General features: G+C 71.1%; 15 protein-coding genes. 9 read left to right on the top strand and 6 right to left on the bottom strand.

Features of this window, described 5'->3' with window-relative positions:
* Positions 1–17 precede the first annotated feature (17 nt).
* From ACQPXS_RS31145 to ACQPXS_RS31125, 5 genes are all read left to right on the top strand, one after another.
* Positions 18–971, top strand: a complete 954-nt coding sequence (locus tag ACQPXS_RS31145) for an ABC transporter ATP-binding protein (RefSeq protein WP_433452588.1) — start codon at positions 18–20, stop codon at positions 969–971.
* 5 nt (positions 972–976) lie between these two features.
* Positions 977–1,747 (top strand): ABC transporter permease, encoded by a 771-nt coding sequence (locus ACQPXS_RS31140; protein ID WP_433452586.1) that lies wholly within the window; start codon positions 977–979, stop codon positions 1,745–1,747.
* 130 nt (positions 1,748–1,877) lie between these two features.
* Complete coding sequence (locus ACQPXS_RS31135) at positions 1,878–3,170, top strand: ABC transporter ATP-binding protein (RefSeq protein WP_433452584.1); 1,293 nt, start codon at positions 1,878–1,880, stop codon at positions 3,168–3,170.
* Positions 3,167–4,051 carry an ABC transporter permease subunit gene (locus ACQPXS_RS31130; protein WP_433452582.1) on the top strand — a complete coding sequence of 295 codons (885 nt, stop codon included), beginning with the start codon at positions 3,167–3,169 and terminating at the stop codon, positions 4,049–4,051. The genes ACQPXS_RS31135 and ACQPXS_RS31130 overlap by 4 nt, the downstream gene beginning before the upstream one ends.
* A gap of 198 nt (positions 4,052–4,249) precedes the next feature.
* Positions 4,250–4,408, top strand: a complete 159-nt coding sequence (locus ACQPXS_RS31125; RefSeq protein WP_433452581.1) for a hypothetical protein — start codon at positions 4,250–4,252, stop codon at positions 4,406–4,408.
* Between the two features lie 54 nt (positions 4,409–4,462).
* On the opposite strand, the gene ACQPXS_RS31120 is transcribed toward ACQPXS_RS31125, so the two are convergent.
* Positions 4,463–4,795 (bottom strand): ATP/GTP-binding protein, encoded by a 333-nt coding sequence (locus ACQPXS_RS31120; RefSeq protein ID WP_433452580.1) that lies wholly within the window; start codon positions 4,793–4,795, stop codon positions 4,463–4,465.
* A gap of 221 nt (positions 4,796–5,016) precedes the next feature.
* Between ACQPXS_RS31120 and ACQPXS_RS31115 the strand changes: the two genes are divergently transcribed.
* Entirely contained in the window at positions 5,017–6,045 is a 1,029-nt protein-coding gene (locus ACQPXS_RS31115; protein WP_433452579.1) for an LLM class flavin-dependent oxidoreductase, read from the top strand.
* Positions 6,046–6,158: 113 nt separating this feature from the next.
* Here ACQPXS_RS31115 and ACQPXS_RS31110 read toward each other — a convergent pair whose 3' ends face one another.
* Entirely contained in the window at positions 6,159–6,551 is a 393-nt protein-coding gene (locus tag ACQPXS_RS31110) for an SCO5389 family protein (RefSeq protein ID WP_030656147.1), read from the bottom strand.
* 276 nt (positions 6,552–6,827) lie between these two features.
* Here ACQPXS_RS31110 and nucS point away from each other — a divergent pair, with 276 nt between their 5' ends.
* Positions 6,828–7,499, top strand: coding sequence for an endonuclease NucS (nucS, locus tag ACQPXS_RS31105; protein ID WP_433452577.1), 672 nt, complete (start codon positions 6,828–6,830; stop codon positions 7,497–7,499).
* An 85-nt stretch (positions 7,500–7,584) separates the two neighbouring features.
* On the opposite strand, the gene ACQPXS_RS31100 is transcribed toward nucS, so the two are convergent.
* From ACQPXS_RS31100 to ACQPXS_RS31085, 4 genes are all read right to left on the bottom strand, one after another.
* Positions 7,585–10,011 carry an ATP-binding protein gene (locus ACQPXS_RS31100; RefSeq protein WP_433456033.1) on the bottom strand — a complete coding sequence of 809 codons (2,427 nt, stop codon included), beginning with the start codon at positions 10,009–10,011 and terminating at the stop codon, positions 7,585–7,587.
* A 344-nt stretch (positions 10,012–10,355) separates the two neighbouring features.
* Positions 10,356–10,679, bottom strand: a complete 324-nt coding sequence (locus ACQPXS_RS31095; RefSeq protein ID WP_351799988.1) for an STAS domain-containing protein — start codon at positions 10,677–10,679, stop codon at positions 10,356–10,358.
* Positions 10,680–10,842: 163 nt separating this feature from the next.
* On the bottom strand, positions 10,843–11,691 hold the full coding sequence (locus tag ACQPXS_RS31090; RefSeq protein ID WP_433452574.1) for a 3-hydroxyacyl-CoA dehydrogenase family protein: 849 nt from the start codon (positions 11,689–11,691) through the stop codon (positions 10,843–10,845).
* Positions 11,692–11,927: 236 nt separating this feature from the next.
* A complete protein-coding gene (locus tag ACQPXS_RS31085; protein ID WP_433452573.1) occupies positions 11,928–12,569 on the bottom strand; it encodes a TetR/AcrR family transcriptional regulator in 642 nt (213 codons plus the stop codon).
* Between the two features lie 97 nt (positions 12,570–12,666).
* Here ACQPXS_RS31085 and ACQPXS_RS31080 point away from each other — a divergent pair, with 97 nt between their 5' ends.
* Together ACQPXS_RS31080 and ACQPXS_RS31075 are read left to right on the top strand one after the other, a co-directional pair.
* A complete protein-coding gene (locus ACQPXS_RS31080; protein ID WP_433452572.1) occupies positions 12,667–13,452 on the top strand; it encodes an ABC transporter ATP-binding protein in 786 nt (261 codons plus the stop codon).
* A gap of 10 nt (positions 13,453–13,462) precedes the next feature.
* Positions 13,463–14,212: an ABC transporter permease gene (locus ACQPXS_RS31075; RefSeq protein WP_433452570.1), complete on the top strand. Its 750-nt coding sequence runs from the start codon at positions 13,463–13,465 to the stop codon at positions 14,210–14,212.
* Positions 14,213–14,216 lie beyond the last annotated feature (4 nt).

Genomic DNA, 14,216 nt, shown 5'->3' with positions numbered 1-14,216 from the left:
CGTTTTAGCGTGTCCGCATGATCGAGCTGGAGGGACTGACCAAACGCTACGGCGAGAAGGTGGCGGTCGACGGACTCACCTTCTCGGTGAGACCCGGCATCGTCACCGGGTTCCTCGGGCCCAACGGGGCCGGGAAGTCCACCACCATGCGGATGATCCTCGGACTCGATCACCCCACCGCCGGCGACGTCCGGATCGACGGCAGGCACTACGACCAGCTCAAGGACCCGCTGACGTACATCGGCGCGCTGCTGGACGCCAAGGCCGTGCACGGCGGGCGCAGCGCCTACAACCATCTGCTGTGTCTCGCGCAGAGCAACGGCATCCCGCGATCCCGGGTGGCGCAGGTGCTGGACACCGTCGGGCTCACCGCCGTGGCGCGGAAGAAGGCCAAGGGTTTCTCGTACGGCATGGGGCAGCGGCTGGGGATCGCGGCGGCGTTGCTCGGGGATCCGCGGATCCTGATGTTCGACGAGCCGGTCAACGGGCTGGACCCGGAGGGCATCCACTGGATCCGGAACCTGATGAAATCACTGGCCGCGCAGGGGCGGACGGTGTTCGTCTCCAGCCATCTGATGAGCGAGATGGCGCTGACCGCCGATCATCTCGTCGTCATCGGGCAGGGGCGGCTGCTCGCGGACACGTCCATGGCCGACTTCATCCGGCAGTACGCGCGCAGTTTCGTCCGGATCCGCTCTCCGCAGTACGAGCGGCTGCTCGACCTGCTGCACGAGGACGGGATCACCGTCGTGGAGGCGGGCGGGGGCGCGCTGGAGGTGGAGGGCGGCAAGGCCGAGCGGATCGGTGAGCTGGCGGCGCGGTACGGGATCGTGCTGCACGAGCTGAGCCCCCGGCAGGCCTCACTGGAGGAGGCGTTCATGCAGCTGACGGCGCAGGCCGTGGAGTACCACGCGCACTCCGGGCCCGGGAACGCCCCGCGGGACTGGGGCGACGAATGGAAAGGGGACTGACGTCCATGGCAACGGTGCAGGTCATCCGGTCCGAGTGGACCAAGATCCGGTCGGTGGCGTCCACGGTGTGGACACTGTCGCTGGCCGTGGTGGTCACGGTCGCCCTCGGGATGCTCATCTCCGCGCTCTCCCGGAACCAGTTCGACTCGATGCCGGTGCAGGACCGGCTGTCGTTCGATCCGACCTACGTCAGCTTCGCGGGCATGAGCCTGGGCCAGCTCGCCATGATCGTGTTCGGTGTGCTGGTCGTCTCCAACGAGTACAGCACGGGCATGATCCGGGCCTCGCTGGCCGCCGTACCGCAGCGCGCCACCTTCCTGTTCGCCAAGATCTCGGTGGCCGGCGCGCTCGCCCTGGTGGTCGGCATGGCCACGAGCTTCGCCGCGTTCTTCCTCGGCCAGGCGATGCTCGGCCCGCACGGGGCGCGGCTCGGCGACCCGGGCGTGCTGCGCGCGGTCATCGGCGGCGGGCTCTACATGACGCTGATCGCGATGTTCTCCATGGGCGTCGCCGCGATGCTGCGCTCGCCGATGCTGTCGCTCGGCATCCTGATGCCGTTCTTCTTCCTGATCTCCAACATCCTCGGCAACGTCGACGCCACGAAGAAGATCGGCCGGTTCCTGCCGGACCAGGCGGGCAGCCGGATCATGCAGGTGGTCCCGACGGCCGACGACACGCCGTACGGGCCCTGGGGCGGGCTCGGGATCATGGTGCTGTGGGTGATCGCCGCGCTCGCCGGCGGGTACGCCCTCCTCAAGCGCAGGGACGCGCAGTAGACGTTCCGGTCACACATCGTAGTGTTCTGGCTTTACCGTCCTTTGAGCGGAACCGTCAGCGCCTCGATATCCTCCTAACCCTTACGGGGGCGGGTCCCCGCTGTCCTGAACCTTTCGATGGGTGCGGAGCATGATCGAGGCTGTCGGCCTGACCAAGCGCTACGGCGACAAGACCGCCGTGTACAACCTTTCCTTCCAGGTGCGGCCGGGTGCCGTCACCGGCTTCCTCGGGCCGAACGGCTCGGGCAAGTCGACGACCATGCGGATGATCCTCGGCCTGGACAACCCCACGTCCGGATCGGTGACGATCGGTGGCTACCCGTACCGCAAGCTGCCCAACGCGCCCCGCCAGGTCGGCGCGCTGCTCGACGCCAAGGCCGTGCACGGCGGCCGGACCGCCCGCAACCATCTGCTGAGCCTCGCCCAGCTGTCGGGCATCCCGGCCCGCCGCGTGGACGAGGTGCTCGGCGTGGTCGGCCTGCAGGACGTGGCGCGCAAGCGCTCCAAGGGCTTCTCGCTCGGCATGGGCCAGCGCCTCGGCATCGCCGCCGCGCTGCTCGGCGACCCGCAGGTGCTGCTGTTCGACGAGCCGGTCAACGGCCTCGACCCCGAGGGCATCCTCTGGGTCCGCAACCTCATGAAGGCCCTGGCGGCCGAGGGCCGTACGGTCTTCGTCTCCTCGCACCTGATGAGCGAGATGGCGCTGACCGCCGACCACCTCATCGTCATCGGGCGCGGCCAGTTGCTCGCCGACATGAGCGTGAGGGACTTCATCTCGGCCAACTCCGCCGACTTCGCCCGGGTGCGCACCCCGGACACCGAGCCGCAGCTGCGCGAGAAGCTCAGCACCACGCTCACCGAGGCGGGCGGCCATGTGCTGCCGGAGCAGGACGGCGCGCTGCGCGTGACCGGGCTGCCGCTGCCCCGGATCAGCGACCTCGCGCACGAGGCGGGCGTCCGGCTGTGGGAGCTGTCGCCGCACCAGGCCTCGCTGGAGGAGGCGTACATGCGGATGACACAGGGCGCCGTCGACTACCGCTCGACCACCGACCAGAAGGCGGGTCTGCAGCAGCCGCTGCCGCCGGGCGCCCAGCCGCCCATGCCGGTGCCCGGCCAGGGCCAGCCCGGCTGGTACGCCCCGCCGCCGCCCCAGCAGGGCGGCCGGCCGTTCGCGATGCCCCAGCCGGCGGCGGGACCGTACGGCGGCCCGCAGCCGGCGGCTTACGGCACTCCCGCCGCCCCGGACCCCGGCGCCCCCAACCCGTACGCGCAGCCCCAGCAGACCCCGCAGGCCCAGCCGGCCGCTCCGGCCCCGGCCGCCGCCGCACCCGCACCGCCCGCGCCGCAGCAGGCGCCCGCCGCCGCTCCCCCGGCCCCGGCCGCCGCACCCGCCGACCTGACCAAGCCCGAGGACGCCCGATGAGCACCCACCAGCCCCCGATGCCGCAGGCCCCTGCCGCGCCCGACTGGCAGGCGGCGCCCGGCGGCTCGTACCCCGCCTACACCTCACCGATCCCGGTCGTGCGCACCCACCTCGGACACGCGCTGGCCTCCGAGTGGACCAAGATCAAGTCGGTGCGGTCGACGATGTGGACGCTCGGCGTGTTCGTGGTCCTCGTCCTCGCCATCGGCCTGATGGCCGGCTCGGTGGTCAAGTCCAACTCCAGCCCGGAGACCCTGTCGGACCAGAACCCGCTCCAGTTCGGCTTCTTCGGCCTGCTGCTGGGCAGCATGTGCATCATCACGCTCGGCGTGCTGACCACGGCCTCGGAGTACGGCACCGGCATGATCCGCACGACGATGGTCGCGTGCCCGAGCCGGGGCCGGGTGCTCGCCGCGAAGTCGGTGGTGTTCTTCGCCGTCGCCTTCGTCGTCACCCTGGCCACGTCCGGCCTCATGGCCATGATCCACGCGTCCATGCTGAACGGCGTCGGCGGCGCGCGTACGCCCTCCGGCGGCGACTGGCTGAAGGCGACCGTCGGCATCAGCCTCTACATCGCGCTGCTCGGGCTGTTCTCGCTGCTCGTCGGCTCGGTCATCCGGCACTCCGCGGGCGCCATCACCATCATGATCGGCGCGGTCCTGGCCCCCCTGGTGATCGCCCTGTTCATGGCCTCCCAGTCGCTGTCCAAGGTGCGGGAGTGGCTGCTGGAGTACTCCATCCCGAGCCAGATGAGCTGCTTCTACGACAACTCCCTGAGCAGCTCCGGCCCCACGGGCTGGGACCCCCTGTGGATCATGCTGGGCCTCTCGGCAGCCGCGTTCGCCGGCGCCTACGCGCTGCTGGAGAAGCGGGACGTGTGAGGTTCCGGGCACGCTGACCGGGCGCCCCGCGGCGGCGGCCACGCGACGGTCTCAGGGCCTTCGGGCTCGTGGTGGATGTCGCATACACACCGGCGCAATAGGGAGCGGATTTGAGCGACAACATACTGTCGGTTGTTCCGACGGATCCACAGTGGCAGCCCGGCCAGGATTGTCATCGTCCCGTGTTGTGACACGGCGATGTCCTTGAACGACCTGATCTACCACGAGCCATGCGGCTTCACCCGGTTCGACATCTCGGTGTGGAACCCGGGCCGATCATGGCTGTCCGACAGCGAACTGACCACCGTCAGCGAAGCACTCGGGCATCCGGTGAGGCAGATCATGGCCCACTACTGAGGTTCTCGCAGGCTCTCCTTCCTGGGGCTCTGCCGAGGCTTCACTGAAGGCCGGCTAGAACCTCGGCGCGTTACGGGACCGCGGCACCCTTGTGGTGCGGCGGTCCTTCGCGTTCCAGCAGGCCTTGTGCCAGTGGCGGCGGTCGTCCACGCCCGCGTGCTCCGGCCAGGCCACCACGTGCGGGACGCCGGAGGGGATCAACTGGTCGCAGCCCGGGCAGCGGTAGGTCTTGCCCTCCGCGCTCGCCCCGGCGACATGGCGCACGCTCCAGTCCTCGCCCTGCCAGTTCTCGGTCGACTGCCAGCCGCCGTACCGGCCGGCGCCGTCGTCCTCGGCACTCCGTCCCGACGATCCGGCTGCCTTCGGTCGGTTGCGACGCGGGGACACGGGACACCTCTCGGGGCTATACAGGAAGCACGGCTGCATCCAGCCTACGCGCCGCCATGTGGGGTACGGGTACGGAACCAACCCGTACAAGTCACCCTCCAAGGCGACCCATTCTGCAGACAATCCGCAAATCTCTCCGTGAGGCCGTGTCCTGCGCACGTGTCAGACGGTTATGCCCTGTGGGGGAGCTCCGGGTCGGAGCCAAGGAAGCAGGAAATGAGATGTACGTAGGAAGTTTTGTGCTGGGCGCCCAGTTCCCGGGCCAGGGCCCCGGGGAAGCCCTGCACCGGGCCGTCCGCTCGGCGGAGGTCGCCGAGGAGGCCGGGCTGGACGCCGTGTGGCTGGCCGAGCACCACTTCGTGCCGTACGGCACATGCCCGTCCGCCGTCACCCTCGCCGCCCTGCTGCTCGGCCGCACCCACCGCATCCGGGTCGGTACGGCGGTCAGCGTACTGCCCACCGCCCACCCGGTCGCCCTCGGCGAACAGGCCGCGCTGCTGCACCTGACGAGCGGCGGACGGTTCACGCTCGGCGTGGGCCGGGGCGGGCCCTGGGTGGACCTGGAGGTCTTCGGCGCGGGCCTGGAGGCGTACGAACACGGATTCCCCGAGTCGCTCGATCTGCTGCTGCGCTGGCTGCGCGAGCCACGGGTGTCGGCGTCCGGCGAAAGGTTCAGCTTCCGCGAGGTGCCGGTCGTACCCCGCCCGTCGGAGGCGCTGACCGAGACCCCGGGCCCCGAGGTCGTCGTCGCGTGCACCTCGCCGTCGAGCGTCCGGCTCGCCGCCGAGCGCGGGCTGCCGATGCTGCTGGGCATGCACGTCGGGGACGAGGAAAAGGCCGAGATGGCGGCCCTGTGGCGCAGCTGCGCCCGTGCCGCGGGCCGGCCGGCCGAGGAGATCGCGGGCGCCGCGCACGTCTCGGCCGGGGTGTGCCAGCTCGCCGACCGGCGCACGGACGCGGCGGAGACGCTGATGAAGGCCATGCCGGGCTGGCTGAAGCGGGGCCTGGAGGCGCATGTGACGGTCGACGGCCGGGCGCGCTCGATGCGCGACCCGTACGCCTACACCGAACTGCTCTGCGGACTGCACCCGGTCGGCACCCCGCGGCTGGCCGCCGACCGGCTCGCGGCCACCTCGGAGCGCACCGGCATCTCCCGCTTCGCGCTCCTCGTGGAGGGCTCGGGCGATCTCGCCGCGACGGAGGAGAACCTGCGGCGGCTGGGCGCCGAGGTGCTGCCCCAGCTGCGCTGAGCCTCCGGCACCTCCTCGGCCGCCTTGGGGGGCTTGCCGCCCCAGCACTGAATGCACCTCCCCCGGGTGGAGCGGCAAGCATGCGGCTGACGGCGTCCGCCGTACCGGGAGCGTCAGCAGTCCCGAAGCTCCGGCGACTGGTTCAGCAACTGGCTGCGTACCGAGGTGAAGCGGGCCAAGGTCTCGTCCACCGAGGCGTCCAGCGGGAACACCGCCACCCGGTGGCAGTTCTGGAAGGCCAGCCGCACACCGAAGTGCCGCTGCAGGGCGCCGCGGATGGCGTCACTCGCGAGCGCACGCAGCAGCTGACCGCGTGCCTGCTCGTCCGGCGGGGGCGTCTGGTTGTCGGCGAACGGTCCGCCGTCGACCTTCAGCTGGGCCACCAGGGAGCTGATCATCTCCCATGCGTAGGGCAGGGAGGTCCGGACGCAGTCGACGAATGCTGCTTCGTCGACCTCGCCTCGCTCGGCCTGTTCGAGTAGGGCCGGTGAGACGTCGAGCGACATGGGTTCTCCTCTCGCACCCCCACGGAGCAGGGGTTGCCGGACGGGTAAGGGAGTTCGCGATATCGAACACTCTCAGTACATAGGCGGCGACCTCCCGTTTACTACGGTAGGCAACCGTCGGTGACCACACCAGCAGAATGCGTATATGGAACGGTCCCGTTACGGGCACAATCGGCCAGGGATGAACAAGAGTTTCCAGGGACAATTGGGACGATCGATCGGGAGCGGGACGGGCGGATCGCGCGCACCTCGGGGCGTCGAGTAGCGTTGCCGACCATGCGTCTCGTCATTGCCCGATGCTCGGTCGACTACGCAGGCCGGCTCACCGCCCACCTGCCCTCGGCGCCCCGCCTGATCCTGGTCAAGGCGGACGGCAGCGTCTCCATCCACGCCGACGACCGGGCCTACAAGCCCCTCAACTGGATGTCGCCGCCCTGCACGCTGAAGGAGGGCACGGGCGAGGACGAGGGCGTGTGGACCGTCGTCAACAAAGCGGGCGAGAAACTGATCATCACGATGGAGGAGATCCTCCACGACTCCTCGCACGAACTCGGCGTGGATCCCGGTCTGATCAAGGACGGCGTGGAAGCGCACCTTCAGGAGCTGCTCGCCGACCGTATCGAGACGCTCGGCGAGGGATACACCCTCATCCGCCGCGAGTACATGACGGCCATCGGCCCGGTGGACATCCTGTGCCGGGACGCGGACGGCCAGACGGTCGCCGTGGAGATCAAGCGCCGGGGCGAGATCGACGGCGTCGAGCAACTCACCCGCTACCTGGACCTGTTGAACCGCGACCCGCACCTGGCCCCGGTCCGCGGCGTCTTCGCCGCCCAGGAGATCAAGCCCCAGGCCCGCGTCCTCGCCACCGACCGCGGCATCGACTGCCAGATCCTCGACTACGACGCCCTGCGCGGCCTCGAGGACGACAAGCTGCGCTTGTTCTGAGCGGCAGCCTTTCGCCCTTTCCGCCGCGACGGCGCTCGACCATGGCGAGTCGAGCGCCGTCGCGGCGGGCAGAGACCAGCCGCGCTCAGATCACCGAGCCGGACGACTCCGACGCGGTCCCCGAGCCCGTCGCACTCCCCGAACTCTGCGGTGCCGTCGGGCCGCTCGCCGTGTCCGTCGTGGACGGGCTCGTGGTCGTCGGACTGGTCGACGGCGAGGTGGACGGGCTGGACGTCGGCGGGGTCGAGCTCGGCGTGCTGGGGCTCGACTTCGTCGGCGTCGGTGTACCCGGCCTGGTCGTCCTGGACTTGGACGGGGTCGGCGTCGTGCCCCCGCCGCCCGTGCCCTTGGTGTGGCTCGGACCGGCCGAAGGCGTCGTGGCCGACGGCGTCGGGTCGTCCGTCGTGCCGTAGGTGCCGTCGGGGCCCGGGTTCGTCGGGCTGCTGGTGGGCCGGTGGGATCCGGTGCCCGCGGACGGGGTCTGGTTCGGGTCGGCACCCAGGGTGCCGTCGTCCGTGTCCTGGCTCGCCGACGGATTGACGTCGACCTTGCCGGCCGGGTTCTTGTCGGCGTTCTCGTTGGACGTCATGCCCAGCGTGACGACCGTACCCAGCACGGCGGCGAGCAGCGCCCCGGAGCCGACCGCGACGAGGTTGCGGCGGGCGAGCCGCCGGAAGCTTCCGCCCCGCTCCGCGGTGGCCGGGAGCCGGGTCGTGACCAGCGGGTCGCCGAGGGGCACGTACGGCGGCGGGGCCGACTCCTCGTGCCGTACCTCCGGCAGCTCCTCCCCCGCCGTCAGGGCGATCCCGGGTACGTCGCCCGAGCGGTCGGCGACCAGCGCGAGCGCCCGGCGCCCGGCGGTCGTGCCCCGCTTGTCGGCGAGCGCCCCGCGCAGCCCGATGGACGCCTCCAACTCGGCGCGGGCCCGGTCGAGCTGGCCTCCGCACAGCGCGAGGACACCCAACTCGTGGTGGAAATAGGCTTGTTCAGGTACCTCACCGGCCAGCCGGGAGGCCTCGGCGCCGGAGCGCAGGGCCCGTTCCCAGGCGCTCCAGTGCAGCCCGGCGGCGAACGCGGGCGCGGCCGTGCGGGCGAGCCGTACCGCGCAGCTCTCCTCCCCCTCGGCGGGCGGCACCGTGTGCGGCACGATCACGGCGAGCGCGGCCAGCACCGCGTCCGCCTCCGCGCACACCCGCTCGGGGGTGACCGAGGGATGCCCGGCCCACCAGGCGTAGTGCTCGGCGGCGGCCAGCGCCTGGGTCCGGGCGTCGTCGGCGTACCCGGCGGCCTCCAGCTGGGTCAGCACACCGGCCGCGAGCCGGTAGCGGGCACCGACCGGCGAGACCAGTCCGCAGCCCGCCAGTTCGCCGAGGGCGGCGTCGGCGTGGGTGTCGCCGATCAGCGCCGGCAGATGCGCCTGGTGCGGCACCTCACCGCCGAGGGCGACGGCGAAGCGCAGGGTGGCGCGCGCGGAGGTGCTGAGCCGGGAGGCGAGCAGGGGGGCGGGCGCGGCGGCCTCGCCGAGGGAGGGCAGCGGGACCTCGTCCGCCGTCTCCAGGGGCAGCTCGGCGGGCTGGCGCGTGTCCTCGAAGACGCCGTACTCGTCCACGGCCCCGGCGCCGGCCCGCAGCTCGTCGCGCTGCCGGAGCAGGGCGCCGGCCTGGACGAAGCGCAGGGGCAGGCCCTCGGACTCGAACCACAGGTCGCCGGCCCAGTTGGATTCCTCCTCGGTGAGGACCCGGCCGGCGGTCCGCTCCAGGATCTCCTCACCGGCCGCGCGGCCGAGACCGCTGAGGAAGACCTCCTCGACCTCCGAGCCCTCGGAGGGGGCGGGCACGTCGGGGGTGGCGGCGATCAGGAACGCGCACTCGGGGGTGGCGTCGAGGAGCTCGTCGAGGGCCGCGCCGCCGAACTCGATGTCGTCCAGGACGACGACCGCGCCGATCTCGCGGACCAGGGCGCGCAGTTCGTCCGGATCGAGGCGGTGGCGCGGGGCGTCGTAGACGGCGTGGAAGAGGTCGTGCAGCAGGTCGGCGGTGGTGCGGTGGAAGCCGTTGAGACGGACCACGCCGTCGGGGGCGAGGTCCAGGCAGTCCTCGGCGACCAGGTCCAGCAGGGCGGTACGGCCGGAGCCGCCGGGCCCGGTGAGCCGTACCGAACGGCCGCGGGCCAGCAGCCGGACCAGGCGCTCGCGTTCGTCCTGGCGTTCCAGCAGGGGAAGCGCCGGCTGGGCGGGGCCGGGCGGCACCGGCGGCCGGGCGGCACGCTCGGCCTCGGCGCGCTCGGCGGCGGTGCGCTTGCGGGGGCGCTCGGGCTGCCGGTGCGGCGGGCAGGGCCCAATCTCGCTGCCGTCGACGGGGTTCACGGTCAGCAGCAGGCCGCCGGCCACGACATGCGCCGTACGGGCCGGCGCGGGCTTGCTCTGACCGAAGTCGGAGGTCAGGGATTCCCGGGGCGGGCGGCGGCCGGCCGCCTGACCGTGCTCCTCGGGTCCCCGGTGGATCGGGTCCATGGGTTCCATGGGTTCAAACCCCCCAAAAGCGTCGTGTGCCCGTGATTGCGGCCCCTCCCGGCCTTGGTCGCACACCGCGCTGTCGCTTCTGGTCCGGGCCCGCTCGGTCGAGGGTTGCGAGGCGGCGGGCGACCGAACCCTAAACCTTCGCTCAGTATCTCCGACAGGGCGGGGTGCCGTGCGGTCCGAGACGTCACAGTCCGGTGAGGATTGCCCCCGTCGTGCGCTTCGGCGGCTGTGCCCGGGTCCCGCCGGCCGCAGCGGTCCCCGTCCGGCTCACGCCCGTGCGCACCTCACGGTCGTACGCACCCCATGCCCGTACGCACCGCACCCTCACACGCGTCTCAGACGTGGGGCAGCGACTCGACCCCGATACCGCCCTCGATGGCGAGGATGCGGTGCAGCCGGGTGGCCACCAGCAGGCGCTGCATCTGCGGTGGGACACCGCGCAGCACCAGACGGCGACCGCAGCGGCCGGCCCGCCGGTGGGCACCCATGATCACCCCGAGTCCGGTGGCGTCCCAGGAGTCCAGTTCGGACAGGTCGAGCACCAGGTCGCCGACTCCGCCGTCGACGGCCGAGTGCAGGGCCGTACGGGCGTCCGCCGCGCTGCGGACGTCGAGGCGGCCCCCGACGACCAGCTCGGCGTGGTCGCCCCTGATGTACATATGCGCTCCCCGTTGAGTGCGGTTGGCGTACTCCGTGACGTTGCAACGTCTGACTGTGTGAGTGGTGGTGCGGTTGCTGTTTGTAAGCGAACCGATACCGAATTCACCCCTGGGAGTGATACTCCCGGGGGTGATGTCCGGCGGATGTCCGTACGGAAGGTGCTCAGTACTTGTAGAAGCCCTGCCCGCTCTTACGGCCGATGTCACCGGCGTCCACCATCCGGCGCATCAGCTCCGGCGGGGCGAACTTCTCGTCCTGGGACTCGGTGTAGATGTTGCTGGTGGCGTGCAGCAGGATGTCCACGCCGGTGAGGTCGGCGGTGGCGAGCGGGCCCATGGCGTGCCCGAAGCCCAGCTTGCAGGCGAGGTCGATGTCCTCGGCGGTGGCGACGCCGGACTCGTACAGCTTGGTCGCCTCCACCACGAGGGCGGAGATGAGCCGGGTGGTCACGAAGCCCGCGACGTCCCGGTTGACGACGATGCAGGTCTTGCCGACGGACTCGGCGAACTCCCGCGCGGTGGCGAGGGTTTGGTCGCTGGTCTTGTAGCCGCGGACCAGCTCGACGAGCTGCATCATCGGCACCGGCGAGAAGAAGTGGACGCCGACGACCCGCTCGGGGTGCTCGGTGGCCGCGGCGATCTTGGTGATCGGGATGGCGGAGGTGTTGGAGGCGAGCACGGCGTCCTCGCGCACGAGCTTGTCGAGCGCGCGGAAGATCTCGTGCTTGACCTCCAGCTTCTCGAAGACGGCCTCGACGACGATGTCGGCGTCGGCGGCGGCGTCCAGGTCGGTGGTCGGGGTGATGCGGGCCAGGGCGGATTCGGCGTCGCCCGCCTCCAGCTTGCCCTTGCTCACGAACTTGTCGTACGAGGCCTTGATGCCGTCGGTGCCACGCTTCAGTGCCTCGTCGGTGACGTCCCGCAGGACGACGTCCCAGCCCGCCTGGGCGGCGACCTGAGCGATCCCGGACCCCATGAGACCGGCCCCGATGACGGCGAGCTTCCGTGCCACTCCGACTCCCTTGAACGCGCTCCAAGTCTGCTTCTCCGGCGGACCCTAGCGCTCGGGCGGCGCTGTGTGAGCGGTTAGTAACGCGTGTCACGGTCTCAGAGCGTGAGACACCCGTCACGTCGCGATCGACGGGCCGGGGGATCCCGCCGTCGGCGGATCCAACGGGGCTCCGACCGCGCCGGCCGGGGCGCCAATTCCTCGCCGGTCCGGGCGGTTTGGCGCGTCGGGCAGTGCGCTCAGGCCGTTCCGCGCACGGCGTAGTCCAGGACCCGCTCGCTCAACAGGTCCTCGATGTCGTCGAGGAGAGTGAGGACCTCTCGCGACACTTCGTGTGGTTCGCGGCCCTTGACCATTTCGCGGCCGATGACCGCGATGACCGTGCTGTGGATCCAGCCGATCTGACCGGCCATCAGGTGGGGGAGTTCGTCGTCGGCGGGCGCGCCGGTCTCCTCGCGGAGGACCTGCTCCAGGTTGCCCTGGACCTCCTGGGCCAGGGCCCACAGCCGGGAGCGCAGGGCGGGGGCCTCCTCGATGACCTTCATGAAGGCGGCGTAGCCGGGGAGCAGGCCGACCCGCGGGGAGACGGCCTCGACCTCCTCGCGCAGCTCGCGCAGGACCGCGGCGGCGGCGGACTCGCCCTCGGGGCGGCCGCGGACCCAGCGGGCCAGGCGGTCGACCATGCCGGCGGAGCGATCGAAGAAGAGGTCCTCCTTGGCGGGGAAGTAGTTGTAAACGGTGTTGACGGAGACGTTCGCCGCCTCGGCGATCTCCGCGACCGTGACCGCGTCGAAGCCGCGCTCGACGAACAGACCCGTGGCGACGTCCGAGATGTACTGCCTGGTCTGCCGCTTCTTCCGCTCCCTGAGCCCCTCTGCCATGCCCGCATCCTAACTTCGCTGGAGCCCGTGAAAACTTAGGCACCATGAAAACTTAGAGTCGTTGCAAATTTTTAGGGACTCTGTTTCTCTTGAGCGCATGGCAGCAGTCATCAGCGCGGCAGGACTCGCCCGCACCTTCCAGACCAAGGCCGGACCCGTGGAGGCCGTACGCGGCATCGACCTCGCCGTCCGCGAGGGCGAGATCCTCGGCTTCCTCGGGCCCAACGGCGCCGGCAAGACGACCACCCTGCGGATGCTCACCACCCTGTTGAAGCCGACCGGCGGGACCGCCACCGTCGCCGGGCGCGACCTGGCGACGGATCCGGCCGGGGTGCGCGCGGCGAGCGGGTACGTCGCCCAGTCCGGCGGGGTGGACCCGCAGATCACCGCGCGAGAGGAGTTGGTCACCCAGGGGCGGATGTACCGCCTGCCGAAGGCCGAGGCGCACGCGCGGGCGGAGGAGCTGGCGCGCGAGCTCGGTCTCACCGGCCTCCTCGACCGGAAGACCGCCGCGCTCTCCGGCGGGCAGCGGCGCCGCCTGGACATCGCGATGGCGCTCACCCACCGCCCCAAGGTGCTGTTCCTGGACGAGCCGACAACCGGCCTGGACCCGGGCAGCCGCGCCGACCTGTGGGACCTGGTCCGCCGGCTGCGCGACGAGCACGGTACGACCGTCTTCCTGACCACCCACTACCTGGACGAGGCCGACGCCCTCGCCGACCGTCTGGTGATCGTCGACCGGGGCACGGTCGCCGCCGAGGGCACGCCGAGCGCGCTGAAACTCCAGTACGGCGGCTCGATCGACGCCAGCCTCCAGGACACCTTCCTCGCCGTCACCGGCCGCGGCCCCGCCCCGGCCGACTCCGCCCCCGTCGCCGTATAGGGATCCCGAGATGCTCCTGACCGACACCGCCCTCGTCTACGGCCGCTATCTGCGCCAGTCCCTGCGCTCCCGGTTCGCCCTGCTCTTCGGGGTGCTCACACCGCTGCTCTACCTGCTCTTCTTCGGTCCCCTGCTCACCGGCCTGCCGCTGGGCGAGCAGGGCAGCTCCTGGCAGGTGCTCGTCCCCGGACTGCTGCTGCAACTGGGGCTGTTCGGGGCCCTGTTCGCGGGCTTCACGATCATCATGGAGAACGCCCAGGGGGTGGTGGAGCGGATGCGGGTGACACCCGTCAGCCGGCTCGCGCTGCTGCTCGGCCGGGTGCTGCGCGACACCACGGTGTTCCTGTTCCAGGCGGTGCTGTTGGTGCTGGCCTCGCTGGTGATGGGGCTGCGCGCCCCGCTCGCCGGCATCCTGATCGGTTTCGCCTTCGTCGCCCTCCTCACGGTGTCGCTGGCCTCGCTGTCGTACGCGCTCGGCATGAAGGTCCGCACCCCGCAGGAGTTCGGCCCGCTGATCAACATGGTGTCGATGCCGTCGATGCTGCTGTCCGGCCTGATGCTCCCGATGTCGCTCGCGCCGACCTGGCTGAACGTGCTGTCGCACTTCGTGCCGTTCCGCTACCTGGTGGACGCGGTCCGTGACGCGTACGTGGGGCACTACGCGAGTGCGCACATGCTCTACGGCGTCCTCGTCGCCGTCGGTTTCGCGGCGCCGGCGGTGACGGTGGGCACACGAGTGTTCCGGACGGCCGGGGCGTAACTAC

It is taken from the genome of Streptomyces sp. CA-142005, assembly GCF_050942335.1.
Taxonomy (GTDB): Bacteria; Actinomycetota; Actinomycetes; order Streptomycetales; family Streptomycetaceae; genus Streptomyces.
Note: the sequence above shows the minus strand (reverse complement) of the source record. Positions and strands in the feature narration are given on the sequence as shown.

What these genes read in the sequence shown, in the direction of transcription:
- ACQPXS_RS31080 (WP_433452572.1), top strand. Translation starts at nt 12,667, where the DNA reads ATGGCAGCAGTCATCAGCGCGGCAGGACTCGCCCGCACCTTCCAGACC.
- ACQPXS_RS31075 (WP_433452570.1), top strand. Translation starts at nt 13,463, where the DNA reads ATGCTCCTGACCGACACCGCCCTCGTCTACGGCCGCTATCTGCGCCAG.
- ACQPXS_RS31145 (WP_433452588.1), top strand. Translation starts at nt 18, where the DNA reads ATGATCGAGCTGGAGGGACTGACCAAACGCTACGGCGAGAAGGTGGCG.
- ACQPXS_RS31095 (WP_351799988.1), bottom strand. Translation starts at nt 10,679, where the DNA reads ATGTACATCAGGGGCGACCACGCCGAGCTGGTCGTCGGGGGCCGCCTC.
- ACQPXS_RS31100 (WP_433456033.1), bottom strand. Translation starts at nt 10,011, where the DNA reads ATGGACCCGATCCACCGGGGACCCGAGGAGCACGGTCAGGCGGCCGGC.
- ACQPXS_RS31135 (WP_433452584.1), top strand. Translation starts at nt 1,878, where the DNA reads ATGATCGAGGCTGTCGGCCTGACCAAGCGCTACGGCGACAAGACCGCC.
- nucS (WP_433452577.1), top strand. Translation starts at nt 6,828, where the DNA reads ATGCGTCTCGTCATTGCCCGATGCTCGGTCGACTACGCAGGCCGGCTC.
- ACQPXS_RS31085 (WP_433452573.1), bottom strand. Translation starts at nt 12,569, where the DNA reads ATGGCAGAGGGGCTCAGGGAGCGGAAGAAGCGGCAGACCAGGCAGTAC.
- ACQPXS_RS31125 (WP_433452581.1), top strand. Translation starts at nt 4,250, where the DNA reads ATGTCCTTGAACGACCTGATCTACCACGAGCCATGCGGCTTCACCCGG.
- ACQPXS_RS31140 (WP_433452586.1), top strand. Translation starts at nt 977, where the DNA reads ATGGCAACGGTGCAGGTCATCCGGTCCGAGTGGACCAAGATCCGGTCG.
- ACQPXS_RS31115 (WP_433452579.1), top strand. Translation starts at nt 5,017, where the DNA reads ATGTACGTAGGAAGTTTTGTGCTGGGCGCCCAGTTCCCGGGCCAGGGC.
- ACQPXS_RS31110 (WP_030656147.1), bottom strand. Translation starts at nt 6,551, where the DNA reads ATGTCGCTCGACGTCTCACCGGCCCTACTCGAACAGGCCGAGCGAGGC.
- ACQPXS_RS31130 (WP_433452582.1), top strand. Translation starts at nt 3,167, where the DNA reads ATGAGCACCCACCAGCCCCCGATGCCGCAGGCCCCTGCCGCGCCCGAC.